The sequence below is a fragment of the Variovorax boronicumulans genome (assembly GCF_040544675.1).
Taxonomy (GTDB): domain Bacteria; phylum Pseudomonadota; class Gammaproteobacteria; order Burkholderiales; family Burkholderiaceae_C; genus Variovorax; species Variovorax boronicumulans_D.
This window is the reverse complement of sequence record NZ_JBEPKK010000005.1, coordinates 35,759-61,933: the sequence shown is the minus strand read 5'-3', so window position 1 is coordinate 61,933 and position 26,175 is coordinate 35,759. Positions and strand designations below refer to the sequence as shown.

Here is a 26,175-nt window from a genome sequence, read left to right as displayed (position 1 = left end):
CCATGCGTCCCCGCCACCGCCGCCTTCGTTCTTCTCCCCGCGCCCAGCGCGGGCAGGTCATCACCGAATACGTGATCGTCGCCGGCATCCTCGCCGTGATGCTCTTCGCCACCTTTCCGGGCGCCGACCGCTCCGTGGTCGATCTGCTCATCAAGGCTTTCCGCGACGCCTGGTCGACCTATTCGTACACCCTTTCCTATCCTTTGTAGCCAGGCATGAAATCATCTCCGGGACTTCTGAAGTTCAAGCAAAGCGTCAAGCGGCTGTCGCCGCTGATCGGCGCCCTCATGCTGGGCCTGCTGGCCGCAGGCCTGGGCTGGTATTACCTCAGGGCCAGCGAGCGCGAAATCGCCGCCAGCCTGGAGAAGGACGCCGACAGCCAGCGCCGCGACGTGGTCGTGGCGCGCCAGGCGCTGGGCGACGGCACCACGGTGCTGCCCGGCATGGTGGCCAAGCGCTCGGTGCCCAACGAGTACGTGCACAACGATGCGCTCACGCCCGAAACCTTCGCGCAGTTCGCGGGCCGCCAGCTCACCGTGCCGGTGGCCGCGGGCAAGCCGCTGCTGGCCTCGTTCTTCTCCACGCCGCGCAAGGTGTTTGCGCAGGAGATCGAGCAGGGCGTGCGCGCCATCACCATTCCGGTGGACGAAATCAGCTCCATCTCGGGCATGCTGCGCGCCGGCGACCGCATCGACTTCATGTACGTGGTGGAGAAGACCGCGGCCAACGATCCCTCGGTGGTGATCCCGCTGCTGCAGGACGTGGAGGTGCGCGCCACCGGGCAGATCACCTCGGAGCAGTTCGCCTCGATGCGCAAGCGCGCCGATGTCTCGGCCGACACCGACCCCTACGCGCAGCAGCGCTATTCCACCGTGACCGTGGCGATCCAGCCGCAGGATGCGCAGAAGCTCATCCTGGCGCAGCGCCTGGGCAAGATCATTGCCACGCTGCGCAACCCCGACGACCGCGCCACCATGACCAGCGGCGTCGATGCGGTCGACCTGGACGCCATCGTGGCCGGCTTCAGGCCGCAGCGCGCGCGGCCGATGTCGGTGGCCAGCGGGCCCTCGCGGCCCGGCGTGGAATACATCGTCGGCGGCAGCGGCAACCGCAGCAGCATGGGCCTTGCCGGCCTGGGCGCCGCGCTGCCGCCCGGCGACGCATTGCCGCGCTGAAGAGTTTCATCGCCCCGACTGTCCCCGACCGCCGCCTCGAAGGGCGCACCCGTTTTACTGATCTCCAGAAAAGTTCGATGAACCTCCAGCGATGCACCTTGGCAGCGACGGCGCTGTGTCTTGTTTTCCATGCGCAGGCGCAGGGGCCCTATCCCGGCGCGCCGGCATTGCCCACCATGCCCGCGATGCCTCCGCTGCCCCTTGGCACGGTGGCGCCCGCGCCCTCGGCGCTGCCCGCCGCAGGCGCATCGGGCTCCGGCGGCGGCGGCGAACGCTCGCCGGGCATCCGCCGGCCCGCGCCGCCGCCGCCGCAGGCCTCCATCACCGAGGGCGAATTGCAGCGCATCGCCGCGCGCGCCACCGTGCTGCAGCGGCTGCCGGACACGCTCACGCTCTATGTCGGGCAGATGGTGCTGGTCAGGATGCCGGGCGTGACCCGCGTGGCGGTGGGCAGCGGCAAGGTGCTGGAGGCCCGCGTGCTCGACGGCGCCAACATGCTCATCACCGCGCAGGATGCCGGCGACAGCACGCTGCATGTCTGGGACAACAAGGGCACCGTGCGCAAGCTCAAGGTGCGCGTGAACGTGATCGACCTGGACCGCATTGCCGACGAGCTGCGCGAGATCACGCACGGCATCTCGGGCGTGAACATCCGCCGCATCGGCGAACGCATCATCATGGACGGCAACAGCCTGGACCCGGCCGCGGTCGAGCGCCTGAACACCGTGGCCCAGCTCTATGCGCCCGCGGTGGTGTCGCTGGCCACGGCCGACCGCATCCGCGTGGACCGCATGGTCGACATCCAGGTGCGCATCGTGGAGTTCAGCAAGACGGCGCTGGACGACCTGGGCGTGCGCTGGCAGACCGGCGGCGACGGCTTCAACTTCGGGCTGTTCTCGGACATCGCCTCCAGCGGCAGCTACCGCATCCTGCCCGACGGCTCGGCGTTCAACGGCTCCAACACCGCCAACCTGCTGAGCCAGAACCGCCGCACGCCCGAGGCCTACTTCGGCATCGGCCTGAGCCTGACCTCGCGCATCAACCTGCTGGTGCAGCGCGGCAACGCCTTCCTGCTCGCTTCGCCCAACCTCTCCACGCGCAGCGGCGGCGAGGCCAAGTTCCTGGCCGGCGGCGAGATTCCGCTGCCTGCGCTCAGCACGCAGGGCGCGGGCTCGGTGGAGTTCAAGCCCTACGGCGTGCGGCTGAACATCAAGCCCATCGCCGACGGCGAGGGCAACGTGTCGGGCAGCATCCTCACCGAGGTGAGCAGCATCGACCGCAGCGTGGCGGTGCAGGGCATTCCGGGCCTGCTGATCCGTCGCACCGACACCGAGTTCAATGTGAAGGCCGGCGAAACCATCGTGCTGTCGGGCCTGCTGAGCCGCGAGTCCACGCGCTCCAGCGACGGCGTGCCGGGCCTGCGCAAGGCGCCGGTGATCGGCCGCGCCTTCCGCGCCGACAACGACACCGACAAGGAACAGGAAGTGGTGGTGTTCATCACGCCGCGCGTGGTCGACCCGGCCTGGAGCCAGCCGCGCATCGAGCGCGCGCGCCAGCTGGAGGAAGACGTGGGCCGCAACTTCGGCACGCTGACCGAGGACAAGTCCGACCCGGGCGGCACGCGCCGGCCGCCCGCCGCCGCCGACATCGGCGGCATCCCGGCCGGCACGCCCGGCCAGCCCGTCGCTCCCTGATCGCCGCCATGCACAAGGTCTTCGTCAATTCTCCGCAGCAGGGCGTGCGCGAGGTCCCCATCGACGTCGCGGAACTGCAGGTCGGCAAGGACAGCACCAGCCACATCGTGCTCTCGGGCTGGAACGTGGCCAAGGTGCACGCCCAGTTCGTGCTGCACGACGAAGAGGTGTTCGTGCAGGACCTGGGCAGCCTCTTCGGCACCTGGGTGGACGGCAACCGCGTCACGCGCTTCGGCCCGATGAAGGGCGGCGAAGAAATCATCATCGGCGGCCACACGCTGGTGGTGTCGCTGGACACCGCGCTCAAGCCCGCGGGCACGGACCCGCAGGACGCAGCCGATGCCGCGCAGATGGCCGAGACATCGCTGGCCATCGAAGACCCGCTCCTGCAATGGCGCCGCTCGCTGCACCGCACGCTGCTGCAGCAGCTGGACAACCGCCGCATCGACACCGCGCAGATGAAGGATGAGGAGCTGCGCTCCAACATCCGCGCGTTGATCGCCGAGATCATCCGCGACACGCGCGAACTGCCGCCCGAGCTGGACCGCGCCCTGCTGAGCCAGCAGCTGCTCGACGAAGCCATCGGCCTCGGGCCGCTCGAGGTGCTGTTGAAAGACGAGAGCGTGACCGAAGTGATGGTCAACCGCTTCGACGAGATCTGGATCGAGCGCGCGGGCCGGCTGGAGCGCACCAACGTCGCCTTCACCAGCAACATCGCGGTGCTGGGTGCCATCGAGCGCATCGTGACGCCGCTGGGCCGGCGCATCGACGAGAGCTCGCCGATGGTGGATGCGCGCCTGAAAGACGGCTCGCGCGTGAACGCGATCATTCCGCCGCTCGCGCTGCGCGGTCCCAGCGTCACGATCCGGAAGTTTCCGAAGAACCGCATGGGCCACGAGGGGATGATCCGCACCGGTTCCATCACCGCGCCGATGGTGGAGTTCATGCGCATCGCGGTCGAGGAAAAGCTCAACATCATCGTCTCGGGCGGCACCGGCACCGGCAAGACGACCTTGCTGAACATGGTGTCGAACTTCATTCCGCCCAACGAGCGCATCGTGACCATCGAGGACGCGGCCGAACTCTCGCTGGGCCAGCCCAACCTGGTGTCGCTGGAATCCCGCCCCGCCAACATCGAAGGCAAGGGCGCCATCGCGATTCGCGACCTGGTGCGCAACTCGCTGCGGATGCGGCCCGACCGCATCGTGGTGGGCGAGTGCCGCGGCGGCGAGGCGCTGGACATGCTGCAAGCCATGAACACCGGCCACGACGGCTCGCTGACCACGCTGCACAGCAACTCTCCGCGCGATGCGATGTCGCGGCTGGAAGTGCTGGTGACCATGGCCGGCATGAACATTCCGGTGGCCGCGATCCGCGAGCAGATTGCCTCGGCGGTGGACCTGATCGTGCAGCTCACCCGCTTTCCGTGCGGCAGCCGCAAGGTCACGCAGATCACCGAGATCACCGGCTTTGCCGACGGCATGATCCAGATGCAGGACGTGTACGCCTTCCGCAAGACCGGCGTGGACGACAGCTTCAAGACCGTGGGCCACTTCACAGCCGCGGGCACCGTGCCCGAGTTCTTCACGCGCCTGCAGGAGCACGGCCTGAAGCTCGACCTGGAATACCTCTTCGGGGAGACCGTGCCATGAAGGGAATGATCTTGCTGGCCTCCGTGCTGTGCGGCATGGGCTTCATCACGCTGTGCGGCTACCTGCTGTTGCAGCGCTCGCCCGAGCTGGTCGGCAAGATGATGAGCAAGCTGCAGGCAAGCGGCCGCCGCACGCTCAACCTGTCGGAGTTCCAGGCGCAGCACGCGGTGGCCTTCGCTTCGGGCCATGCCTTCCTGGTGGCGCTGTGCGGCGCCATCGGCTGGCTCATCTCGGGCAACCTGATCGGCGGCGTGGTGGCGGCGGTGGTGCTGTACCTGTTGCCCGCGCGCTGGTTTGCATGGCAGCGCAAGAAGCGCAGGCAGCAGATCGAATCGGAGCTGCCCGATGCGCTGCTCTTCATTGCGAGCGCGTTGCGCGCGGGCAGTGCGCTGTCGGTGGCCATCCAGGTGCTGGTGCGCGACCAGGTGGGTCCGCTGGGCCAGGAGTTCGGCCTGGTGCTCAAGGAGCAGCGCCTGGGCGTGAGCTTCGACGACGCCATCCAGAAGATGTCGCAGCGCCTGGGCATTCCCGACTTCGTGCTGGTGGTGGTGGCGCTCCGAGTGTCCAAGGAAGTGGGTGGCAACCTGTCGGAGCCGCTGCAGGTGCTGGCCGAGACGCTGCGGCGCAAGGCCATCCTCGAAGGCCGCATCAAGGCGCTGACGGCGCAGGGCCGCATCCAGGGGCTTGTGATGACGCTCTTTCCGCTGCTGCTGATGGGCGTGCTCTACCTGATGCAACCCACCATGGGCCTGCTGTTCTCCACCACCATCGGCTGGATCGTGCTGAGCGTGATCGCCATCATGCTGCTGCTGGGCTACGCCATGATCCGCAAGATCGTGGCTATCGACATCTGAGGCCGCCATGCGCTCGCTGATCCTCCTGGCCATCATCTTCCTGTGCGCAACCACGGGCGTGATCCTGCTGCTGTACATCATCTCGCTGATCCGCAAGGCCAGGCCTTCGGAGCGCACCCACATGGACCCGCTGCCACCCACGCTGCGGCTCATCTGGCCGGTGGTGAACATCCTGCAGTTCCATGTGTCGGAGATCGCGCCCACGTCGATGCTGGTCAAGCGCAAGCGCCAGCTGCAGCTGGCGGGCCTGGAGTTCGTGCTCAAGGCCGAAGAGTTCATTGCGGTGCAGTGCGTGTCCATGCTCATCGTGGCCGCGCTGGGCCTTTGGACTGCGGGCCTCCTCGATGCGATGGCCGCCACCAAGGTGTGGGTCACGCTCGCGTCCTGCGTGGTGGGGTGGTACTACCCGGTCATGTGGATGCGCGACCGGCGCAAGAAGCGCGAGAAGGACATCCTTCGCACGCTGCCGGGCTACCTGGACATGATCACGCTGTGCTGCCAGGCGGGCCTGAGCCTCACGGGCGCGATCGCGCAGGCGGTGCAGAAGGGCCCTGGGGGCGCGCTGGGCCAGGAGTTCGACCGCATGATGCGCGAGATGCGCACCGGCGCGAGCCGCATGGACGCGCTCAACGCGCTGGCCGACCGCCTGGACAACAAGCACATCAAGAGCCTGGTGTCCAACCTGACGCAGGCCGAGTCGCTGGGCGCGAGCCTGGCCGACACGCTCTCGGCCATTTCGGACCAGCGCCGCACCGAGCGCTTCCAGATGGCCGAGAAGCTCGCCATGGAAGCGCCCGTGAAGATGATCGGGCCGTTGGTGATCTTCATCTTTCCGGTGACCTTCATCATCATCTTCTTCCCGCTGGTGATGCAGTTCCTCGAAACCCAGAACCACTGAACCCGCCTCATGCGCATCGTCTCTCTACGGTCCCTCCATGCCCAGCCCTTCGGTCCCGTGCGCGTGGCCGAGCGCGGCTGGGACCGCACGCGCGGGCTGCTCGGCCGGCCGCGGCTGGCGGCGAGCGAGGGGCTTCTGATCATGCGTTGCCGCTCGGTGCACACGGTGGGCATGCGCTATCCGATCGACGTGGTCTTCCTCGACCGGCACGGCGGCATCGCGCGCGTGGTCGAGAGCCTGCGGCCGATGCGCATGGCCATGTGCCTGGGCGCGGCCCATGCGCTCGAACTGGCCGCGGGCCAGGCGAAGCGGCTGGCGCTGCGCCCGGGGTCGAGGTTGTCGGGCTGGTAAACACACTCAGGAGAACAAGGCCATGCATTCCACGCTTGAACGGAACCCGCAACGCCGCCCCGCGAAAGTGCCGCGTGCGCGGCGCGGGCAGCGGGCGCAGGGCGGCGCCTCCATGACCGAGACGATGATCGCGCTGCCGGTGCTGATTCTTTTCGTGATGTGCGTGGTGCAGTTCGGCCTCATCTACCGCGCGCGCCTCACGCTGGAGTACGCCGCGCACGAGGCCGCGCGCGCGGGCTCGCTGAACAACGGCATGCCGCTGCCCTTCATCTTTCGCATCGGCAACTCGACCACGCCGGGGCTGAGCACGCTCAACAGCGCCGCGCTGGAGCTCACCACCAACGCGCTCACGCGCGGCAGCGTGTGGCAGGGCCTGGTGAAAGGCATGATGCCGCTGAACGTGCGGGACGCCAGCGTGGGCGGCATGTTCAGGGGCTGGATCGACACCAACACCGACATGATCGAGTCGGCCTGCATCGAGTACCTGAACCCCACGCAGACCTCCTTCGTCGACTGGGCCTTCATCGAGAACTTCGGCGAGAACCGCTGGATCGTGCAGATCCCCAACGACACCATGCGCTACCGCAAGCCGCTGCCCTACGACTTCAAGGCCAAGGCCATGAGCACCACCGCGGGCATCAACGACCCGACGCCGCCCGATGCGGAACTGCGCGGCAATGTGTCCAACAAGACGCTGGGCGAAGCCAGCGTGCTGCACCTGCGGGTGCACTATGGCTACCGGCTGGGCATTCCGGTGGCCAACAAGATCATCCTGACCGCGCTCAAGGGCTACCAGTTCGCGGGCGAGGCGTGGTTCAAGCTGCTGTCGGTGGACGGTGCCACCGCGCCGGGCACCGACTTCCGGCTGAACCAGCTGGACGCCTACTACATCGCCAACGGCAAGATCCCGCTGGCCGCCGACGGCGTGGCGGGCATGGAGTCGCCGATGTTCTGGCATCCTTTCTATTCCTTCGGGCCCAAGAGCGACCGCAGCATCGACCTGCAGTGGGACCCGGCGTGGAGCAACAACATCGGCATCAACGTGCTGGAGAAGCCGCAGGACGCCATGACCAACATCTTCGCCTTCGTGCGCAACAACAGCACCGAGTGGGCTTCGCAGCTGACGGCCCGCGGCATCGACGCGCTGGCCGACAAGGTGGGCGACGGCAACTCCTTCTGCCCCGCCATCTGGGACGCCTCCGTGAAAGGGCAACTGGACAAGGTGCCCAACCCCGGCAGCCCGCCCTGATGCGCAAGGCTTCGAATGGCGCGGGCGCGCTGGTGCTTTGCGCATCGACGATCTTCGTCTCGGCCTTCCTGCTGTTCCTGGTGCAGCCGCTGATCGCCCGGCAGATATTGCCGTGGTTCGGCGGCTCGGCTGCGGTGTGGACGCTCTGCCTGGTGTTCTTCCAGGTGGTGCTGCTGCTCGGTTATTTCTATGCCGACTGGCTCTCGCGCCGGCCGCTGCGCCTGCAGGCCATCGTGCATGCGCTCCTGCTGTTCGCGGCTTGCGCGATGCTGCCGGTGATTCCCGATGCGGCGTGGAAGCCGACCGGGCAGGGCGATCCCTCGGCGGGCGTGCTCCTGGTACTGGCCGCCACCATCGGGCTGCCGTACCTCGCGGTGTGCACCACCGGGCCGCTGGTGCAGAGCTGGGTGACGCGGCTGCATGCGGGCGATGCGCCCCGGCAGGCCAAGGTCTACCGGTTGTTCGCGCTGTCGAACCTCGCGGCGCTGGCGGCGCTGGTGGTGTACCCCTTCGTGCTCGAGCCTGTGTTCGCGCTGCGCGCGCAGGCCATGGCATGGTCGGTGGGCTTCGGGCTGTTCGCCATGCTGGCCATCGTGTCGGTGGTGGCCGTGGGCAAGGCGCGGCCGGTGCGGGCGAGCGCCGAGGCGACCGCAGCATCGAGCGTTGCATCGGCCGCACCCGCGGCCCCGCTGCCGTGGTCCGACCAGCTGCTCTGGCTGGTGCTGGCCGCGCTCGGCACGGTCGCGCTGCTGTCCGTGTCGGCCTTCATCACGCAGGACATCGCCTCGGTGCCCATGCTGTGGATCGTGCCGCTCGCGCTGTACCTGCTGAGCTTTGTGCTGTGCTTCGACAGCGACCGCTGGTACCGGCGCTGGCTCTTCTGGCCCGCGGTGCTGCTGCTCACGCCGGTGATGGGCTGGTACCTGAACACGCCGCAGCGTTCGCTGCCGATTGCCGCTGCCATCGGCCTCTACTGCGCAGGGCTCTTTGCGATCTGCATGTTCGCCAACGGCGAGCTCGCGCGGGCGCGGCCGGGGCCCGAGCGCCTCACGCGCTTCTACCTGCTGCTGGCGCTGGGCGGCGCGGTGGGCGGCCTGTTCGCGGGCGTGTTCGCGCCGCACTTCTTCAACGGCTACTGGGAGCTGCCGGCGAGCCTGGCGGTGCCGGGGCTGCTCATGCTGTGGCTCACGCGGGCGCGCCAGCAGTGGGTGTGGCTCGTGTTCGCATTCGCCGTGGTGGTGGGGTTCGGCGCATTCCTGAAGATGGACGCGGTCGCGGTGTCGGTCAACGTGTTCTATGCATCGGTGACCGCGCTGGCCTGCTTTGCGACGGCCTATACCGCGTGGCGCGCACGTTCATGGGCGGCGGGCGCCGGGCTCTTCGGTGCGCTGGCATCGGTGGCGGTGGCCTGGCTCTCGATTTCCTATGTGCTCGAAACCGACAACCGCACGATGCTGCGCGTGCGCAACTTCTACGGCGCGCTGCGGGTGGAGCAGTTCGGCATTCCGGGTGGGCTGACCTCGTCGCGCCGGCTGATGCACGGCGTGATCTCGCACGGCGAGCAATTGCAGGGTGCGGTGCAGCGGCGCCTGCCCAGCACCTACTACGGGCCGGCCTCGGGCGGCGGCCTCGCGCTGCTCACCCACCGCCATGCGGCGCAGCGCGTGGGCGTGATCGGCCTGGGCGTGGGCACGCTCGCGGCCTATGGGCGCGCCGGCGACACGCACCGCTTCTACGAGATCAACCCGCGCGTGACCGAGGCGGCGCGCTCGCATTTCACCTACCTGGCCGATTCGGCCGCGACGGTCGAAGTCGCGCAGGGCGATGCGCGGCTGTTGATGCAGCAGGAGCTGGACGCGCACGGGTCGCAGCGCTTCGACGTGATCATGGTCGACGCCTTCTCGGGCGATGCGATTCCCATGCACCTGATGACGCGCGAGGCGCTCGCGCTCTACAGCCGGCACCTTGCGCCCACGGGCGTGATCGCCTTCCACATCAGCAACCGGCATCTCAAGCTCGCGCCGGTGGTCAAGCGCCTGGCCGAGGATGCGGGCATGCAGGCGGTGCGCGTCGAGTTCACGCCGGCGCCGGGCAATGCCACGCTCGAACATGCGTCGGAATACGTGCTGCTGACGCGCGACGCGCGCTTCCTGCAGGACCCGGTGATCCGCGAGCGCGGCGAGGCCATCGATGCGGGCGGCGTGGCGGTCTGGACCGACGACCACAGCAACCTGCTGGCCGCACTTCGATGGAGGGCCAAGCCCTGAGACGGCGAAGCGGCAGGCCGTGATCAGGCGGGCGCGGTGTCGTGCCAGCGCCCCAGCAGCCGCGCCACCGCGCGCACGCGCTGCGTGTCGCGGCCCCAGCGGCGGCTGGCCGGCAGCTTCTGGGCCCAGCGCATGCGCCGCGCCGCGTTGGCGATGCGCTCGCGCACCTCGCCGTTCACCGAGGCCAGCGCCGCATGCCAATGCTGGCCCGCGGCCTGCGGCGCGGCGGCCTCCAGCATCATGGCCGTGGAGTGCAGGTAGCTGAGCCAGTCGCGGGCCTGGCATTCGGCCAGCGTCATGACCTCGGCGGGGTCGTCCTCGAAGTCGATGTAGCCGATCACGCCGTCGGGGCACTGCACCAGGTTGCGGTCGAAGGCCTGGCTCAGGTGCTGGCCGCGCAGGTGCACGGCGGCGATGGCGGCGAGCCCTTCGCGCCACACGGCGAGCAGCGCGGCGGGGCCGGCCGCGGCGGCCTGGTCCAGGCGCTCCTGCAGCGCGACGGTGGTGCGGCCGCTTTCGCCGAGGTCGGAAATCAGCAGGCCGTCGGGTTGCTGCGCCAGCACCCGGGGCACGCGCAGGCCCGCGGCGGCGAGTTGCTTCAGGCGCCGCGCCTCGGTGGCGATGGCGGCTTCGCCGCCGGGGTTGGGCACCGGCTTGATGATGTCCAGCCGCACCATGCGCGCGACCGCCGCCATCACGCGGTAGCCCCATTTGCCGTGGCGCGGGCCGGCCTTCTTGAGCCACACGCGCTCGCCGCCCAGGCGGTGGCTGGCCACGTTCTTCTGCTGCCGGGGCAGGGTGACGCGCAGGAACTCGGCGTAGTCGCCAGGGCCGGGCGTGCGCGCGAGCGCGTCCAGGGGCGCGGGCGCCGAAGCGGCACCCTTGCGCGATTGCAGGCGCGCCAGGGCGCCTCGTCTCAAAGGATTCATCGGGTCGTTACTTCCGCATTTCGTGCGGCGGTGCGAGCCTTTGGGGGGCGGCTCGGCGCTGCGCTCATGCGGCCATGGCAAAACCGGGCACCAGGCCGTACGGCCCCTGCGTCACGGGCTGGAAACTCTCCGCACTGGCCAGCGGCCAGTAGGTACGAAAAACATTGTGCTGCGCATCGAGCGGGCCGAGCAGCGCGCCCGGCTGCACCTGCATCACCAGGTTGCTCAACAGGCGCACCTCGGTGTCGGAGATGCGCCGCACGATGTGGTGCGCCGTGATCTGCTGCGGATGATCGAGGCCCGCGGCCTGCACCAGCTCCTGCAGCGCATGCAGCGTGCTGCGGTGGAAGTTGCGCACCCGGTCGGCCTTGGTGGGCACCACCAGTGCCTGCTGGCGCAGCGGGTCCTGCGTGGTCACGCCGGTGGGGCAGTGGCCGGTGTGGCAGCTCTGCGCCTGGATGCAGCCCAGCGCCATCATGAAACCGCGTCCCGCGTTGCACCAGTCGGCGCCCAGCGCCATCATGCGGGCCACGTCGAAGGCGGTGATCACCTTGGCCGCGCAGCCGATCTTGATGCGATGGCGCAGGTTCACGCCGATCAGCGTGTTGTGCACCAGCAAGAGGCCCTCTTGCAGCGGCGCGCCCACGTGGTCGCTGAACTCCACCGGCGCCGCGCCGGTGCCGCCCTCGGCGCCGTCCACCACGATGAAATCGGGCGTGATGCCGGTGGCCTGCATCGCCTTGACGATGCCGAACCATTCCCACGGATGGCCCAGGCAGAACTTGAACCCGGTCGGCTTGCCGCCCGAGAGCTCGCGCAGCTTCGCGATGAAATGCATCATCTCCGTCGGCGTGGAGAACGCGCTGTGCGACGAGGGCGAGATGCAGTCCACCCCCACCGGCACGCCGCGCGCCGCCGCGATCTCGGGCGTGACCTTGGGCGCGGGCAGCACGCCGCCGTGGCCGGGCTTGGCGCCCTGGCTCAGCTTGATCTCGATCATCTTGACCTGCGGATCGCGCGCGTTGGCGGCAAAGCGCTCGGCGTTGAACGTGCCGTCGTCGTTGCGGCAGCCGAAGTAGCCGGAGCCTATTTCCCAGATGAGGTCGCCGCCGTGCACCCGGTGGTGCTGCGAGATCGAGCCCTCGCCGGTGTCGTGCGCAAAGCCTCCCATCTTGGCGCCCTGGTTGAGCGCCAGGATCGCGTTGGCCGACAGCGCGCCGAAGCTCATCGCGGAGATATTGAAGACACTCGCGCTGTAAGGCTGCGTGCAGGGATGGTTGGCCCCCCGGCTTGCCACTTCGTGTGCTTCGCCACCCCCCGAGGGGGAGGCTCGACCGCCTTGGGGCGGCCCGGCGGCGGCCGATTGCGCCGGGTTCGCATCGCCCGGCTGCGGCGTGCCGCCGATCACGATTCGGAAGTCGTGGTTCGCGAGCTTGGTCGGCTGCATCGAATGGTTGATCCATTCGTAGCCTGCAATGGTCACGTTCAGTTGCGTGCCGAACGGCCGGTTGTCGGGCTCGCCCTTGGCGCGCTGGTAGACCAGCGAGCGCTGCGCGCGCGAGAACGGCGCCGCTTCGGAGTCGCTTTCAATGAAGTACTGCCGCATCTCGGGCCGGATGAACTCCAGCAGAAAGCGCAGATGGCCGATCACCGGGTAGTTGCGCAGGATGGCATGGCGCGTCTGCCGCAGGTCGTGGATGCCGGTGCCCGTGAGCACCGCGAAAACCGCCACGCCGATCCAGGCCAGCCACAGATGCGGCGCCACCAGAACAAAGGCCAGGCAGGCGACCAGGCCGACCGCACACAGGGCAAAGGCGGTGTAGCGCGTCGGAAACGGAATAATCGAGGGCATAGAAATTGGATGACTCCGGGAGCCTGCTGCATCATAGAGGGCTGCCCGGAACCCGCCATGACGACATCCCCCGATACCCCAACACCCCCCACACCCGCCCAGGAACCCCTCGGTCCCGACGATTTCGACGCCCTCGACCAGGCCCTGGACGCCATGCGCGAGCATGACGAAGAGATTCCCCAGTGGGAGTTCTGCGAAGGCTTCATGGCCGCGCTGATCTGCACCCGCCGGGCCATCGAACCCACCGAATACTGGCCCGTGCTGCTGGGCGACGACTTCGTGCCCGCGCAGCACATGGAGTTCATCTGGAACTGGAAGCGCCGCTGGCGCGAAATCGAGGAAGGTCTCGATGCCCCGGTCGAGACGCTGGACGACGAGCGCAGCTGGCAGCCCGAGGTGCTGGACACCCGCGGCGCCATCGCCTCGCTGCCCGAGGAAGAGCGCGCCGAAGTCGAGGGCGAGGAGATCCCGTCCTTCGCCCAGGTCTGGGCGCTGGGCTTCATGTACGCGGTCGAGAACTGGCCCGAAGAATGGACCGCGCCGCGCGACAAGGAAGCCGCGCAGATGCTGGACGACGCGCTGGACAACATCGTCGCGCTGACCGAGGACGACAAGGCCGTGCCCACGGTGTCCATGTACAGCGACGACGGCCCGCCCAGCGTGAGCCAGCAGCGCCTGGACGACTTCGGCGCCGCCATCTGGGCGGTGTACGACCTGCGCCAGCTCTGGAAGAGCCTGGGGCCCAAGGTCGAGACGATCCGCAAGGAACCCACGCCGGGACGCAACGATCCGTGCCCCTGCGGCAGCGGCAAGAAGTACAAGAAGTGCCACGGTGAATAACTGGCGCGTGCGGGGCGTGTCTTGCTCAAGGAACCCCTGACGCCGCGCGCCGCCTGGGTCATGGTCCTGGCCCTGTGCGCCGGGGTCGCGCTCAGCCAGGCTTTCCGCACGGTCGGCGCCATCATGGCGAGCCCGCTGCAGACCGATTTCAAGCTCTCCGCCCAGGCCCTCGGGATCTTCTCGGGGGCTTTTCATTTCGCCTTCGGTGCGATGCAGCTCTTCATGGGCATCGGCATCGACCTGCACGGCGTGCGCCGCACGGTGCTGGTGGCCTTCCCGATCGCCATCGCGGGCGCGCTGCTCTCGGCGGTGTCGTCCAGCTACCTGGTGCTGGTGGCGGGGCAGGCGCTGATCGGCGTGGGCTGCGCACCGGCCTTCCTGGTGTGCACCGTGTTCATCGCGCGGCACTTTCCGGCGGCGCGCTTTGCCACCGTCTCGGGCATGGTGCTGGCCATCGGCGGCATCGGCATGCTGGTCACGGGCACGCCGCTCGCGTGGCTGGTGCAGGCTTATTCATGGCGCGCGGGCTTCCTGGTGCTGGCGGTGGCCGCGGCGCTGGCGTGGCTGGCGATCTGGCGCTGGGTGCATGAGCCCGCGTCGGCCATGCCGCAGAAGAAAGAATCCGTGCCCGAAGCGATCCGCCAGTTCGGCGCGCTGTTCGCGATGCCGCACACGCTGGGCATCATGGTGCTCGGCGCGGTCACCTATGCCGCCTTCATTTCGCTGCGCGGCCTCTGGCTCGGCCCGCTGATGATGGAGCGCCACGGCTACTCGCTGGTGCAGAGCGGCAACGTCGCGCTTGCGGTGTCGGTGATCTCGCTGGTGGGCGCGCCGCTGTTCGGCCGGCTCGACCGCGACGGCGCCGGGCGCCGCCGCTGGATCGTGATCTGCGCGCTGGTCTACGCCGCGCTCTTCGCCCTCATCGCCGTGCTGCACTCGGCCTGGCTCGACGTCTTCGGCATGGTGCTGATCGGTGTGCTCTCGGGCTTCATCGTGTGGCAGTACGCGGACGTGCGGGTGGCCTATCCGGCCGCGCTCACCGGGCGCGCGATGGCTGTCTTCACGATGGCGATGTTCCTGGGCGTCGCGCTCATGCAATGGGGCACGGGCGTGGCGGCCTCAATTGCCGCGGCGCACGGCGGCGATCCGCTCACCGCTGTGCTCGCCACCATCGCCGCGCTGCTGGTGATGGGCATCGCGGCCTTCGCGTGGCTGCCCGCGCCGAAGGCTGCCGCCCTCAGATCTTGAAGGCGCGCTGGACGTCGGGCCGCACCAGGTCCGCGTATTCGCGGTGCTTGCGGATGTAGCCCGCAATGAACTGGCACACCGGAATCACATGCAGCGCCTTGTCGCGCGCTTCGTTGAGCACGTGCTTCGCAAGTCCCGAGCCCACGCCCTTGCCTTCGTGTTCGGGCAGCACCTCGGTGTGCGTGAACATGATCGCGTCGGTCAGGAGGTTGAACTCGGCGTAGCCCGCAAGCTGGCCGCCGATGGAGGCCTCGTAGCGGTGGGCTGCTTCGTTGGTGGTGTAGGTGATGTCGCTCATGGTGGTTCAGGGTTGGTTCGCGGCAAGGAACTTGTCGAGATTGGCGCCGGCCGTCGCGCGGATCTTGTTGCGCAGCATCGGCGTCCAGCCGAGCAGGAGGCCCGGCATGCCCAGCGCCTGGCGCGCCCAGGCCGGGAAGGAAAAACTGTCGCGGTGCGTGGCGATGAGGCCCTCGGGCGTGAAGGTGAAGCGGGCGTCCACGCTGTTGTCGACGATCCGGCCGGTGGTGCTGAAGCGGTAGTGCGCGTCCCAGTGGGCGCTGCCCGTGGCCTCGTCGGCCTTCACGTCGCGCCACGTCAGGCGCCACACGTCCGCGCCCTTGGCCTGCGTGGCCGTGGCCAGCATGCGCCACATGCCGGCAACCTCGCGCCGGCCGCGCAGCGAGAAGACCTCGTCGTCGAACACCGCATCGGGGGCGTAGCAGGCCTCCATGGCGGCGGCGTCGAGCCGGGCGAAGGCGCTGTAGAAGCGCTCGATGGTCTGGGCGTTGGCGGTTGCTGTCATGAGGCCTCCTGGAGTGATGGAAATCAGAGTTGGCGCCGGGATCTTGCGTGCGGGCTCAGTCGCCCAGCAGTTCCAGCAGCGTCTGCAAGGCGTAGTGCACGGTGGCCGCGCGCACCGTGGCGCGGTCGCCGTCGAAGCGCCGGCGTTCGGTGCGGATCTGTCCGTCGACCGACCAGCCGAACCACACCGTGCCCACCGGCTTCTGGTCCGTGCCGCCGGTGGGGCCGGCGATGCCCGTCACCGCGATGGCCGCGCGCGAGGGTGCCGAACGCGCGATGGCGCCTGCCGCCATGGCGCGCGCCACCGGCTCGCTGACCGCGCCGTGGGCCGCGACCAGGGCCGCATCCACGCCCAGCACCTCGGTCTTGGCCGCGTTCGAATAGGTGATGAAGCCGCGCTCGAACCATGCGCTGGAGCCTGCCAGCTCGGTGCAGGCCGCCGCGATCAGGCCGCCGGTGCAGCTCTCTGCGGTGGACAGCAGCCAGCCTTTTTCAAGCAGGCGCCCGGCCACGGCCGCCACCAGCGCGGGCGTGTCCTGTTCGGGGAGCGGCAACAGGGCCGAAGGAAAAGAAGAATCCATGGGGTTCACCACGCGCGCCAGAGTGCAATGACCAGCAGCGTGCAGAAGGCCGCCACCAGGTCGTCCAGGATGATGCCGAAGCCCGCACGCCGCCAGTTCACCTGGGTGGCATCGCGCTGCTTGAAGAGCGCATCGGCCCAGGCCACCGGGCCGGGCTTGGCGGCATCGAAGAAACGGAACAGCGCAAAGGCGATGACCTGCGCAAGGAGCCCGGCCGGCGTGACCAGCCACAGCACGATCCAGAACGCGACCACCTCGTCCCACACGATGGCGCCGGGGTCGGCCAGGTTCATGTCGCGCGCGGTGACCGTGCAGGCCCACCAGCCGACGGGCAGCGACACCAGGATGATCCAGCCGATGGTGGCCGGCGTGAACCACAGCTGCATCACCACGAAGGCCACCCAGGCCCAGAGCGTGCCCACGGTGCCGGGCGCCCAGCGCGGCAGCCCCGAGCCGAAGCCCAGTGCGATGGCATGCGCCGGATGCCCGAACAGAAAGCGCAGGCTGGGGCGGCGGATCGAGGGTTGCGGCATGGTGCCGGAAGCGCTGGAGGAGGAAGAAGGGGAAGAAGAAGCGGCTTGCATCAGGGCGGAAGTGTCGCGCATCTGGGCGCGGGGCGATTCGGCGCCCTGGTTTATTTATCAAAGCAATGACTTGTTTAATTGACTGGCGGCGCCTAGTATCCGGGCTCCTGTCACGTCATCCGTTCCGCCATGCCGTCCGTCACCGCTTCCTCCGCCGATCCCTCCGAGATGCCGCCGACCGCGTCATGGGCCGAGCTCTTCACCGGCCGCAATGGCTGGCGTGCCCTGGCCCTCACCGGCGGCGTGGCGCTGCATGCGGTCAACGTCCACATCGTGACCACGGTGCTGCCGTCGGTGGTGCGCGAGATCCGCGGGCTCGACTGGTACGCATGGAGCACCACGCTGTTCGTGGTGGGCTCCATCCTCGGCGCCACGCTGTCGGTGCGGCTGCTCGCGGTGCTGGGGCCGCGCGGCGCGTGCCTGGCGGCGCTGGCCGTGTTCACCGCCGGCTCGGTGGGCTGTGCGCTCGCGCCGGCCATGCCATGGCTGCTGGCCGGCCGCACAGTGCAGGGGTTGGGCGGCGGCCTGCTCGGGGCCCTGAGCTACGGGCTGATCCAGCTGGTGTTCGCACAGCGCCTGTGGCCGCGCGCGGTGGCGCTGGTGTCGGGCATGTGGGGCGTCGCCACGCTGTGCGGGCCGGCCGTGGGCGGGCTGTTTGCACAGGCGGGGCACTGGCGCTGGGCCTTCTGGTTCCTGCTGCCCGTGGCGGCGGCGCAGGCGCTGCTGGTCGCGGTGCAGTTGCGGCCCGGCGCCGGCGTGCGGCATGTGCGGCCGGCCGCGATGCCGGGCATTCCTTTGCTGCAGATCGGCTTGCTCGCCGCATCGGTGCTGGCGATCGCGGCGAGCGGGCTGCTGCCCCGCCTGGCCTGGCAGGCGTCCGGCGTGGTGGCGGGCCTTGCCATCGGCGTGGCCGCCACGCGCATCGACCGCCGCGCGGCGGTGCGGCTGCTGCCCACCGGCGCCTATGCGCTGAGCGCGCCGCTGGGCGCCATCTACGCGAGCGTGGCGCTGCTGCTCGTCGGCGTCACCACCGAAATCTTCGTGCCGTACTTCCTGCAGACGCTGCATGGGCATTCGCCGCTGGCGGCGGGGTACCTGACGGCTGCGATGGCCGGTGGCTGGAGCGCGGGCTCGCTGTTGTCGTCGGGGCGCAGCGGCGCCGGCGCCAACCGCATGCTGCGCGCCGGGCCGGTGGCCTGCACGCTGGGGCTGGCCGCGCTCGCGCTGCTGCTGCCGTTTCCGGGGCGCCTGGGCCAGGGCTTCGAAACCTCGCTGGTGGCTGCGGCGCTCGCGGTCGTGGGGCTGGGCGTGGGCATCGGCTGGCCGCACCTGGTCACGCGCGTGATGTCGCTGGCACCGCAGGGCGAGGGCGGGCTGGCCTCGGCCTCGATCACGACCATCCAGCTCTACGGCATGGCCGTGGGCGCCGCGGTGGCGGGGCTGGTGGCCAATGCCGCGGGCCTCACGGTGCCGGGCGGCGTCGAGGGCGCGCAGTCGGCGGCGGTCTGGCTGTTTGCGAGCTTCGCACTCGCGCCCGCGCTGGCGGCGCTGCTGGCCTACCGCGTCATTGCCGCGGCGCCGCGCCGGTGGTGACAGAAGACGCAAGGGCGCGGCGTTCGCCGACGGTCCGACGGCCTATGCCGGACGTCAGCTTGACCGCCATTCCGCAAGAGAAAACACTCCCCTCATGAAGAACATGCTTCGTTTCAGCGCCCTGGGCCTTTGCCTGGCTTTCAGCCTCATGCTCGCGGCCTGCGGCAACAAGGAGGCCGAGCAACGCACGGCCTTCATCGCCTTCCTGCAGACGCGCGTGCTCGACAAGCCCGGCCTGCGCGTGCCCAAGCCGACCGAGGAAGAGAAGGCCTCGTTCGGCGACTACGCCGCGCACTACGCGGTGATCGCCGATTTCAACGAAGGCATGAACAAGTCGGTGAGCCAGCCGATGGGCGAAGTCGTCGCCAAGGGCGCGTTGCGATCCATCGGCGACCTGGCCACGCGCCGCGACGACCTCAAGGCGGCGAAAGAAGGGCTGGCGGGCCTGCGCACCGCGCTCGACCAGCAGCTGTCCAAGGCCGATGCCGCGCGCGCGCAGCTCAAGCAGCCCGAGGACCTGAAGCAGGTCTACGACAAGGCCTACGAGAAGACCGTCTCGGCCCCGGCCGCCACCTTCAAGGAAGTGTTCCCCGCGCTCGCCACCACCTTCGACGGCGCGCTGGCCGTGGGCGACTACCTGCAGAAGAACAAGTCGAAGATCCAGATCTCGGGCTCCTCGGTCACCGTGACCGATCCGGCCGTGCAGGCCGAACTCAACAAGATGCTGCAGGACCTCAACAGCCAGTCGGCGGCCATCAACGCCGCGCAGCGCAAGATGCAGGCGATGGTCAGGGGGTCCTGATCGCAGGCCGATCGGGCGCCGTTAGGCCGCCGATCAGACGAAGTGGTCGAACGAGCCGAAGCGCTGCACCACCGGCGCGCCGCTTGCGTCCACGATGCGCAGGCCTGGTTCGGCCTCGATGCGGCCGATGCGCGTCACGCGCGTGGCGCTGTCCTTGCCGGCTTGCTCGACGGCTGCGCGCGCCGAGGGCGGCGCGGTGAACGCCAGTTCGTAGTCGTCCCCGCCCGACAGCGCGCAGGTGCGCAGCATGTCGGCGCTCAGGCCCGGCGTGCCCGCGGCCGCCACCGTGCCGGTGGCCGCATCGACATCGAGCGTGGCGCCCAAGTTGCTTGAGCCGAGGATGTGACCCAGGTCGCCGACCAGGCCGTCGCTCACATCCACCGCCGACGAGGCAATGCCGCGCAGCGCCTGGCCCAGCGCCACGCGCGGCGCGGGCTGTTCCATGCGCGCGCGGGCCTGCGTGAACACATCGGCCGGCAGCGCGAGCGTGCCGCGGAACACTTCGAGCGCCAGGCGCGCGTCGCCCAGCGAGCCGCTCACCCAGATGTCGTCGCCGGCGCGCGCACCCGAGCGCAGCAGCGCCGCGCCGGCCGGCACCTCGCCGAACACCGTGATGCAGATGTTGAGCGGGCCGCGCGTGGTGTCGCCGCCCACCAGCTCGCAGCCGTGTTCGTCGGCCAATGCGAAGAGGCCGCGCGAGAAGCCTTCGAGCCAATGCTCGTCCACACCCGGCAACGCGAGCGCGAGCGTGAAGGCCAAGGGCTTGGCGCCGCAGGCCGCGAGGTCGCTGAGGTTGACTGCCAGCGCCTTGTGGCCCAGCCGCGCCGGATCGACCGTCGAGAGAAAGTGCCGGCCCTCGACCAGCATGTCGCAGGACACCGCCAGCTGCATGCCCGGCGCGGGCGCAAGCAGTGCGCAGTCGTCGCCCACGCCCAGCGGCGAGCGCTTGGCGGGGCGCTTGAAGTAGCGTGTGATCAGGTCGAATTCACCCATGCGGCGAGCATAAGCGGTGGCCGTGGCGCAGGCCTACAGCCGCGGCGGAAGGCTTGGGTTAGATTCACCGCGACGCCCTCCTGCCACTGCACAAGTGCGCTGTACAAAGAAAGTTCGCGACGATGGCCGAAACCCTCTCCATGTCCGTTGGCAACCTCTCTGCGACCGACCGCGTCGGCGAGGCCATGCGCAGGTCCTTGCCCCTGTTGTCCGGCGATGCGCGCAAGACCGTCGAGGCCATGCTGGAGCCCGCGGCGCTGGCCATCGTGGCCGGCACGCTGGTGGTCTGGGCCGGCTCGCACTTCTTCGGTGTCGGCGAAGTGGTGGACGTGATCCTGCTGGTGGTCGGTTTCGCCGCGCTGGGCACGGCGGTCTTTTCGGGCGCGAGCGAGCTCTACGCCTTTGCCGACAAATCGGTCAACGCCCGCACCGGCGCCGACCTGGACGAGGCCGCGGCGCATTTCTCCAAGGCGGTGATGCTGCTGGGCATCTCGGCCATCCAGGCCCTCTTGCTGCGCGGTGCGGTCAAGCCGGTGGCCGCCCGAGGCATGCCCAAGATCGAGCCGCTGCCCGAGGTCGGCCTGCCGCCGCCGGCCGGCGGCCCCGGCCTGCTGATCAGCCGTCCTCGCTCCATTCCCGGCGGCGCGCTCGGCGGCACCGACATGTACGGTGCAGTCACCGTGGCGCGCAACCAGAGCCTGACCGAACAGCGCATCACGCTGTTCCACGAGCTCGTGCATCGCTATTTCTCGCCGCGCACCGGTCCGCTGCGGCAACTGCGCGCGCAGCTGCGATGGAACATGTATTCCAAGTCGGCGCTGCTGCGCTACCTCGAGGAAGCCATGGCCGAGGGCTACGGCCAGCTGCGGGTGCACGGGTTGTCGCAGGCGCTCGGCGCCTATCGCTTTCCGCTGCAGTGGGGCTATGTCACGGTCTCGCAGATGCAGGTCGAAGGCATGGCGATCGGCACCATCATTCTGGGCGGCACCACCTTCTGGGTCAGCGTGAGCGACGGGCCGATTCCGCGGGGCGCGGCGCCTGCCCTGCCGCCCCTGCCGCCACCGGGGTCGCGATGATCGACGAGCAAGCCGCCATCGCGCTGGCGCGCGCCGCCGCAGCAGCGGCCGGATGGGCCTTCGTCGATCCGGTGCAGACCCGGCTGCGCAAGCCCTGGTTCGGCAAGGGCGCGGGGCGCTGGGAAATCCAGAGCAATGCCATGGCCTTCGGCGCGCGTGCACGCTTCGTGATCGACGCGGCGGACGGCCGCATCCTGGACAAGGGCTATATCCCGCGTTGAAGAAGGCCGCCTGAAGAAGACGGCCTGAAGACGATCAGGCCGCCGCGCCGCGGAACCGGAGCGCCGCCTGGCGAACCACCTCCGCCAGCAGACGTTCCTTGCCCTGCTTTTCCCGCAGCCATCGCGCATCGTTGCGGTTGGCTTCCACGCTGGTGCGCAGTTCGCCCAGTGCCTGCGTGGCGTTGAGCGCCTCGCTGTGCCATTCGAGCTGCGTCATCGTCATGAGGATGTGGTCGCGCAGCGGCATGTGCTGGCCGCTGGCCGGGTCCACGTACACCGCATCGAGCCCGAAGCGGCAGGCCTGGAAGCGGTTGTAGGTGTAGACCAGGTAGTCGTCTTCCGTCGGCTCGAAGGGCTGCTCCTGCAGGAACCATGCGGCCAGCGACTGCACATAGCCCGCGAGCGCGGCGGCGCGTTCCACAGTGAGGGGCGTGTCGAACACGCGGATCTCGATGGTGCCGAACTCGGGCTTGGGGCGGATGTCCCAGTAGAAGTCTTTCATGCTGCGCACGACGCCGGTGCGGGTCATGCGCTCGAAGTAGGCCTCGAACTCCTTCCAGCTCAGCGTGAAGGGCGCGCGGCCCGACAGCGGGAACGCGAACACCGAGTTCAGCCGCGCCGAGTCGAACTGCGTGTCCTGCCCCTGCACGAACGGCGAGGAGGCCGACAGCGCAATGAAGTGCGGGATGTAGCGCGACATGCGGTGCAGCATCAAGAGCGCCGCATCGGCATCGGGGCAGCCGATGTGCACATGCTGGCCGAAGATGGTGAACTGCTTGCTGAGGTAGCCGTACAACTCCGACAGCTCACGGAAGCGCGGCTTGTCGTAGATGCGCCGCTCGTGCCACTGCTGGAAGGCATGCGTGCCGCCGCCGACCACCGCGATGTTGAGCTTGTCGGCGTTCCGGATCAGCGCCTCGCGAATGGGCGAGAGCTGCGTGATCACGTCCTGCGCCGAATGGCAGATGTCGGTGGAGATCTCGATCATGCTCGAGGTCATCTCGGGCACCACGCTGCCGGGCAGCGGGGTTTGCGCCATCAGGCGCAGCATGTCCTCGGCATAGGGCGCAAGGTCGTAGTCGTGCGTGTTCACGAGCTGCAGTTCCAGCTCCACGCCCAGCGACAGCGCTTCGGACTTGTTGAACGGCTCGAGCTTGACCGCGCGGCTCGCGGGGTCGGCCGCCAGCGGCGCCGAGCGCACGTCGTCGCTGTCCTTGTCGGCTTGCGGATCGATGGTGGGGAGGGCGGTACTCATCGCTGGGTGTCCTCGGTGGTGCTGAAGGCCTGGGGCGCCCATGGCACCGAGCTCTCGCCCACCGCATGGATGGCCACGGTGGCGAGCACGGCGCCCACCACCTCCATCAAGAGAATCGAAGGCAGGGCGACCTGCGTGATCATGGTGCCCAGGAGCGGCGAGGCCGTGGCGAAGTTCGACGCGATCAGAAGCGCGATCGACGACAGCGGCGACATCGCGCAGCCGACCCAGAAGGCCTGCTTCCAGCTTGCGCCGCTGCCGGGGTTGGCAATGGCCACGCCGGAGATCTTGGCGACCATGCGCACGCCGATCACGGCCAGCACCACGCTGGCCACCGGCAGCGTCCAGTCGGCCTGCGCCGCCACGATGGACACCAGCACGAACATCAGCATGGTCAGCAGCGACGCCGCCGTGCCCAGTTGCCGTTGCCAGGCCCAGGGCTTGGGATTGAGGGTTTTCAGAAGCACGCCGCCGATCAGCGCCGCCAGCGGCGCCGAGCCGCCGATGTGCGCGGTGAGCGCCGCACCGGCCGCAATGAGCGCGAGCAGCAGGATCGAGGTGTTCTCGCTGGTCGGGCTCATCACCCGCAGCGCCGAGCGCAGCGCCAGCGCCATCACCGCGCCGACCACGAACGACAGGCCCAGCACCACCGCCACCGGGTAGAGCTTTTGCAGCAGCGTGTGCGGCGCGCGTTCGATCAGCCCGGCCTGCGCATAGCCGAACGCCAGCGCATAGAAGGTGTTGAGCGTGGACAGCGTCATCGCGCGTTCGGTGACCGGCCCGGCGGCGCGGGTGTCGATGATCACGCGGCTGAGCACGGCCGGCGAGGCGACGATGGCCATCAGCGCGATCGGCACGGCCACCGGCTCCGGCAGGCCCAGCAGCGTGAGCACCCAGTACACGCCGAAATAGGTGAGGGTGGATTCGAGCAGGCTCTGCACCAGCACCATCGGGTTGTGGCGGAACCAGCGCAGCGGCAGCCGGCCCCCGGCCTCGAACAGCACCACGGCCACGCCCAGTTCCAGCAGGAACAGGCTGATGCCGCGCAGCGGCCAGATGGCGCCCTCGAAGCCGGCAAAACCGACCACCGCGCCCACCAGCGAGTAGCCGATCACCTTGGGCAGCCCCAGGTAGCGGCGTACCAGGTGGCCGGAGACGGCGGCGGCCGCCAGCAGCAGCGACCAGAGCACGGTGGGCAGGCCCGCCGAAGGGCGCACCCATTCGGACCAGAAGCCCAGGAGATCGTTGATGAAGTTCGTCAAATTCATGCGGGCAGGAAAAAGCTCACGGGCCGGCTGCGCCAGCGGGCCCAGATCGCGCTGCGGATGCGGGCGCGGTCACCGAGGCTCACGCTGTGCGCGCGCAGCGCGAGGCGGAATGCGAAATAGAAACTCACGCTCACGTTGAGCGCGCCGATCAGCGGGATGGCCGCCACCGCCCACCATAACGCGGGTTGGTGCAACACCGCCATGCCCGTGGACGCCGCGGCCGCGGCAATCTGCCCGGCCGAGAGTGTCACGTGCCGCACATCCAGCCCGAGCCCGAAGAAACCCGCGAACGCAGGCAACAGGCCCAGCATGAGTCCCAGCGAGATGTTGGAGGCGAAGCCCGAGATGTGTGTGCGCATGAAGGTGGCCCAGCGGCGAGCCCTGGCGGCGCCCAGAACGGCGCCGATGCGGGGGTTGTAACGCATCGCGGAGTCAAGCCGATGCAGGACAAAGGCGTTTTCTGTCCATCCGGCGATGATGCTCGCAGAAAACAGCAGGATGCCGGTGAATGCCGCAAAAAGAACGGTCGGGCCCAGCAAGGAGAGCGAATCGAGCGTGGCCGCGGCATGCGCCGCGTCCAGCAGCGGCCTGCCGAGCGCCTGCTGCACCAGAAATGCCAGCCCCACCATCGCCGGCACCACCACCCCCACATTGCCCAGCACGGCGGCCACCTGCGAGCGCACGAGGTTGGCCACTTCGTCCACGAAATCGTCCACCGCGGCATCGGCCTTGATGTCGCGCAGCCGCGCCGCCAGCGCCGGCGCGGTCATTGCGGGCTGCTTGGTGGCCAGCGTCAGGTGCAGCAGCTGGATCGCGACAAAGCTCGCCGCATACATGAGGCCCGAGGCCAGGCCGGTCCAGAAGGCCGACAGCGCCAGCGCATAGATGCCGAACTTGAGCAGCACCGTCACCGCGGTGAGCGCACCGCCGCCCGCGGCCTTCTTCACCATCTGCAGGTAGCTCCTGCGGTCGCGGGTGATGTAGTGCTCGCCGGTCTCGGCGCTGCGCTCGGTCACCTTGGCCGCGAGCATCGACGAATTGGAAGCGATCAGTGCGCGGATGCTGTTGCGCTCGCCGCCGGCCAGCACCAGCTTGCCGATCAGCCGCGCCACGCTGGGGCCGGGCACGGGCGACATCAGGCAGTCGAGCAGCTCGCGGATGCGCAGAACGCGCTCGCGCAACTGGCGCAGCCGGAACACCAGCCCCACCGAAATGCCGTTGTCTTCCAGGTGCGTGTAGACCGAGGACGCGCTCGCGCGGCAGGCGTCCAGCCGGTCGCGAAAGGCCACGAAGGCGGCCTGCAGCGCCGCTTCGCGCTGCTCGGGGCCCTGGCCGGGCGGCTGCTCGAACATCTGCTCGCGCAATTCGTCCAGGTCGGCCATCAGCCCGTGAAAGGGCCGGCTCTGGTGGTGCTCGGCGCTGATGCGCAGGCGCAGTTCGGGCGAGAAGCCCGCGGCCACCACCTGGCTGCCGCAGTAGGTGACCGCGTCCATCAGCGTGTGGCGCCAGCGCGGCGCGCCGTCGGCGTCGACCGTGGCGTCCGCCAACAGGGCGCCGATGCGGGCGAGCTGCGTCTCGTCGAGCAATGCGATCCAGCCCGCATCGAAAACGCCGGGCAGCACCATGCGGAACAGGTCCGACGCGTCGGTGGTCTCGGGCGTGCCCGGCAAGATCTTGCGGCGCAGGCGCTCGCTGAATTCGCTGGCGAAGGCGGTGCGCGGCGCGAAGCCGTAGTCGGCCAAGAGCGTGGTCAGGTCCACGGTCTGCGTGAACACGCGCCACCAGGCGCGCAGGCGCTCGCGCAGCTCGGGGCGCGCCTCCACGGCGTCCAGCAGCAGCGACACGCGGCCCATGGCCGCCTGCGGCGAGGCGCGATCGCCGCGCAGCCAGTCGAAGAGATTGATGAGCCAGATGTGGCGCTGCGCCACATCGGCCGTGGGGTCGAGGCCGGCAAGCAGCCCCTGCAAGTCGCGCGATGCGGCAGCCATGAGA

The 26,175-nt window shown here is 69.2% G+C and carries 26 protein-coding genes; 16 read left to right on the top strand and 10 right to left on the bottom strand.

All coding sequences use genetic code 11. From position 1 onward, the window contains the following. The first annotated feature begins 2 nt into the window (after positions 1 to 2). From ABIC90_RS10985 to ABIC90_RS10945, 9 genes are all read left to right on the top strand, one after another. Entirely contained in the window at positions 3 to 209 is a 207-nt protein-coding gene (locus tag ABIC90_RS10985) for a hypothetical protein (RefSeq protein ID WP_354354146.1), read from the top strand. 6 nt (positions 210 to 215) lie between these two features. Beyond that, on the top strand, positions 216 to 1,175 hold the full coding sequence (cpaB, locus tag ABIC90_RS10980) for a Flp pilus assembly protein CpaB (RefSeq protein WP_354354145.1): 960 nt from the start codon (positions 216 to 218) through the stop codon (positions 1,173 to 1,175). Between the two features lie 77 nt (positions 1,176 to 1,252). Then, positions 1,253 to 2,869 carry a type II and III secretion system protein family protein gene (locus ABIC90_RS10975; protein WP_354354144.1) on the top strand — a complete coding sequence of 539 codons (1,617 nt, stop codon included), beginning with the start codon at positions 1,253 to 1,255 and terminating at the stop codon, positions 2,867 to 2,869. Positions 2,870 to 2,877: 8 nt separating this feature from the next. Then, positions 2,878 to 4,521, top strand: a complete 1,644-nt coding sequence (locus ABIC90_RS10970; protein ID WP_354354143.1) for an ATPase, T2SS/T4P/T4SS family — start codon at positions 2,878 to 2,880, stop codon at positions 4,519 to 4,521. Next, positions 4,518 to 5,375, top strand: coding sequence for a type II secretion system F family protein (locus ABIC90_RS10965; protein ID WP_354354142.1), 858 nt, complete (start codon positions 4,518 to 4,520; stop codon positions 5,373 to 5,375). The genes ABIC90_RS10970 and ABIC90_RS10965 overlap by 4 nt, the downstream gene beginning before the upstream one ends. A gap of 7 nt (positions 5,376 to 5,382) precedes the next feature. Continuing rightward, the gene (locus ABIC90_RS10960; protein WP_354354141.1) at positions 5,383 to 6,273 is read left to right on the top strand and encodes a type II secretion system F family protein; all 891 of its coding nucleotides are present in this window, start codon (positions 5,383 to 5,385) and stop codon (positions 6,271 to 6,273) included. Positions 6,274 to 6,282: 9 nt separating this feature from the next. Further along, a complete protein-coding gene (locus tag ABIC90_RS10955; protein ID WP_354354140.1) occupies positions 6,283 to 6,624 on the top strand; it encodes a DUF192 domain-containing protein in 342 nt (113 codons plus the stop codon). 22 nt (positions 6,625 to 6,646) lie between these two features. Next, complete coding sequence (locus ABIC90_RS10950) at positions 6,647 to 7,873, top strand: TadE/TadG family type IV pilus assembly protein (protein ID WP_354354139.1); 1,227 nt, start codon at positions 6,647 to 6,649, stop codon at positions 7,871 to 7,873. Beyond that, positions 7,873 to 10,140, top strand: coding sequence for a fused MFS/spermidine synthase (locus tag ABIC90_RS10945; RefSeq protein ID WP_354354138.1), 2,268 nt, complete (start codon positions 7,873 to 7,875; stop codon positions 10,138 to 10,140). The genes ABIC90_RS10950 and ABIC90_RS10945 overlap by 1 nt, the downstream gene beginning before the upstream one ends. Before the next feature lie 23 nt (positions 10,141 to 10,163). On the opposite strand, the gene ABIC90_RS10940 is transcribed toward ABIC90_RS10945, so the two are convergent. After that, complete coding sequence (locus ABIC90_RS10940) at positions 10,164 to 11,069, bottom strand: hypothetical protein (RefSeq protein WP_354354137.1); 906 nt, start codon at positions 11,067 to 11,069, stop codon at positions 10,164 to 10,166. A 64-nt stretch (positions 11,070 to 11,133) separates the two neighbouring features. Beyond that, on the bottom strand, positions 11,134 to 12,921 hold the full coding sequence (locus tag ABIC90_RS10935) for an FMN-binding glutamate synthase family protein (RefSeq protein ID WP_354354136.1): 1,788 nt from the start codon (positions 12,919 to 12,921) through the stop codon (positions 11,134 to 11,136). Between the two features lie 57 nt (positions 12,922 to 12,978). Here ABIC90_RS10935 and ABIC90_RS10930 point away from each other — a divergent pair, with 57 nt between their 5' ends. Together ABIC90_RS10930 and ABIC90_RS10925 are read left to right on the top strand one after the other, a co-directional pair. Beyond that, positions 12,979 to 13,761 carry a UPF0149 family protein gene (locus ABIC90_RS10930; protein WP_354354135.1) on the top strand — a complete coding sequence of 261 codons (783 nt, stop codon included), beginning with the start codon at positions 12,979 to 12,981 and terminating at the stop codon, positions 13,759 to 13,761. A 60-nt stretch (positions 13,762 to 13,821) separates the two neighbouring features. Then, on the top strand, positions 13,822 to 15,009 hold the full coding sequence (locus ABIC90_RS10925; RefSeq protein WP_354354431.1) for an MFS transporter: 1,188 nt from the start codon (positions 13,822 to 13,824) through the stop codon (positions 15,007 to 15,009). On the opposite strand, the gene ABIC90_RS10920 is transcribed toward ABIC90_RS10925, so the two are convergent. Genes ABIC90_RS10920 through ABIC90_RS10905 form a run of 4 tightly spaced genes read right to left on the bottom strand, consistent with a single transcriptional unit; the run spans position 14,999 to position 16,924 of the window. Then, positions 14,999 to 15,307 (bottom strand): GNAT family N-acetyltransferase, encoded by a 309-nt coding sequence (locus tag ABIC90_RS10920; RefSeq protein WP_354354134.1) that lies wholly within the window; start codon positions 15,305 to 15,307, stop codon positions 14,999 to 15,001. The genes ABIC90_RS10925 and ABIC90_RS10920 overlap by 11 nt on opposite strands. Before the next feature lie 6 nt (positions 15,308 to 15,313). Then, positions 15,314 to 15,811 carry a nuclear transport factor 2 family protein gene (locus tag ABIC90_RS10915; RefSeq protein ID WP_354354133.1) on the bottom strand — a complete coding sequence of 166 codons (498 nt, stop codon included), beginning with the start codon at positions 15,809 to 15,811 and terminating at the stop codon, positions 15,314 to 15,316. A gap of 55 nt (positions 15,812 to 15,866) precedes the next feature. Then, positions 15,867 to 16,391, bottom strand: coding sequence for a CinA family protein (locus ABIC90_RS10910; protein WP_354354132.1), 525 nt, complete (start codon positions 16,389 to 16,391; stop codon positions 15,867 to 15,869). Between the two features lie 5 nt (positions 16,392 to 16,396). Continuing rightward, a complete protein-coding gene (locus ABIC90_RS10905; protein WP_354354131.1) occupies positions 16,397 to 16,924 on the bottom strand; it encodes a phosphatidylglycerophosphatase A family protein in 528 nt (175 codons plus the stop codon). Here ABIC90_RS10905 and ABIC90_RS10900 point away from each other — a divergent pair. From ABIC90_RS10900 to ABIC90_RS10890, 3 genes are all read left to right on the top strand, one after another. Then, positions 16,923 to 17,057 (top strand): hypothetical protein, encoded by a 135-nt coding sequence (locus tag ABIC90_RS10900; protein WP_354354130.1) that lies wholly within the window; start codon positions 16,923 to 16,925, stop codon positions 17,055 to 17,057. The two genes, ABIC90_RS10905 and ABIC90_RS10900, sit on opposite strands and share 2 nt — an antisense overlap. 47 nt (positions 17,058 to 17,104) lie before the next feature. Beyond that, complete coding sequence (locus tag ABIC90_RS10895; protein ID WP_354354129.1) at positions 17,105 to 18,568, top strand: MFS transporter; 1,464 nt, start codon at positions 17,105 to 17,107, stop codon at positions 18,566 to 18,568. A 94-nt stretch (positions 18,569 to 18,662) separates the two neighbouring features. Next, positions 18,663 to 19,370 (top strand): DUF3053 domain-containing protein, encoded by a 708-nt coding sequence (locus ABIC90_RS10890; protein WP_354354128.1) that lies wholly within the window; start codon positions 18,663 to 18,665, stop codon positions 19,368 to 19,370. 33 nt (positions 19,371 to 19,403) lie between these two features. Here the strand turns inward: ABIC90_RS10890 and thiL are convergent, their stop codons facing one another. Next, positions 19,404 to 20,363, bottom strand: a complete 960-nt coding sequence (gene thiL, locus ABIC90_RS10885) for a thiamine-phosphate kinase (protein ID WP_354354127.1) — start codon at positions 20,361 to 20,363, stop codon at positions 19,404 to 19,406. Between the two features lie 122 nt (positions 20,364 to 20,485). Between thiL and ABIC90_RS10880 the strand changes: the two genes are divergently transcribed. Together ABIC90_RS10880 and ABIC90_RS10875 are read left to right on the top strand one after the other, a co-directional pair. After that, entirely contained in the window at positions 20,486 to 21,439 is a 954-nt protein-coding gene (locus ABIC90_RS10880) for a hypothetical protein (RefSeq protein WP_354354126.1), read from the top strand. Then, positions 21,436 to 21,660: a hypothetical protein gene (locus tag ABIC90_RS10875; protein ID WP_354354125.1), complete on the top strand. Its 225-nt coding sequence runs from the start codon at positions 21,436 to 21,438 to the stop codon at positions 21,658 to 21,660. The genes ABIC90_RS10880 and ABIC90_RS10875 overlap by 4 nt, the downstream gene beginning before the upstream one ends. A 34-nt stretch (positions 21,661 to 21,694) precedes the next feature. Here the strand turns inward: ABIC90_RS10875 and ABIC90_RS10870 are convergent, their stop codons facing one another. The 3 genes from ABIC90_RS10870 to ABIC90_RS10860 are packed head-to-tail and all read right to left on the bottom strand — an operon-like array spanning position 21,695 to position 26,171. After that, positions 21,695 to 22,915 carry a YbdK family carboxylate-amine ligase gene (locus ABIC90_RS10870; protein ID WP_354354124.1) on the bottom strand — a complete coding sequence of 407 codons (1,221 nt, stop codon included), beginning with the start codon at positions 22,913 to 22,915 and terminating at the stop codon, positions 21,695 to 21,697. After that, complete coding sequence (locus ABIC90_RS10865) at positions 22,912 to 24,183, bottom strand: cation:proton antiporter (protein ID WP_354354123.1); 1,272 nt, start codon at positions 24,181 to 24,183, stop codon at positions 22,912 to 22,914. Before ABIC90_RS10865 ends, ABIC90_RS10870 begins: the two co-directional genes overlap by 4 nt. Next, positions 24,180 to 26,171, bottom strand: coding sequence for a site-specific recombinase (locus ABIC90_RS10860; RefSeq protein WP_354354122.1), 1,992 nt, complete (start codon positions 26,169 to 26,171; stop codon positions 24,180 to 24,182). Before ABIC90_RS10860 ends, ABIC90_RS10865 begins: the two co-directional genes overlap by 4 nt. Positions 26,172 to 26,175 lie beyond the last annotated feature (4 nt).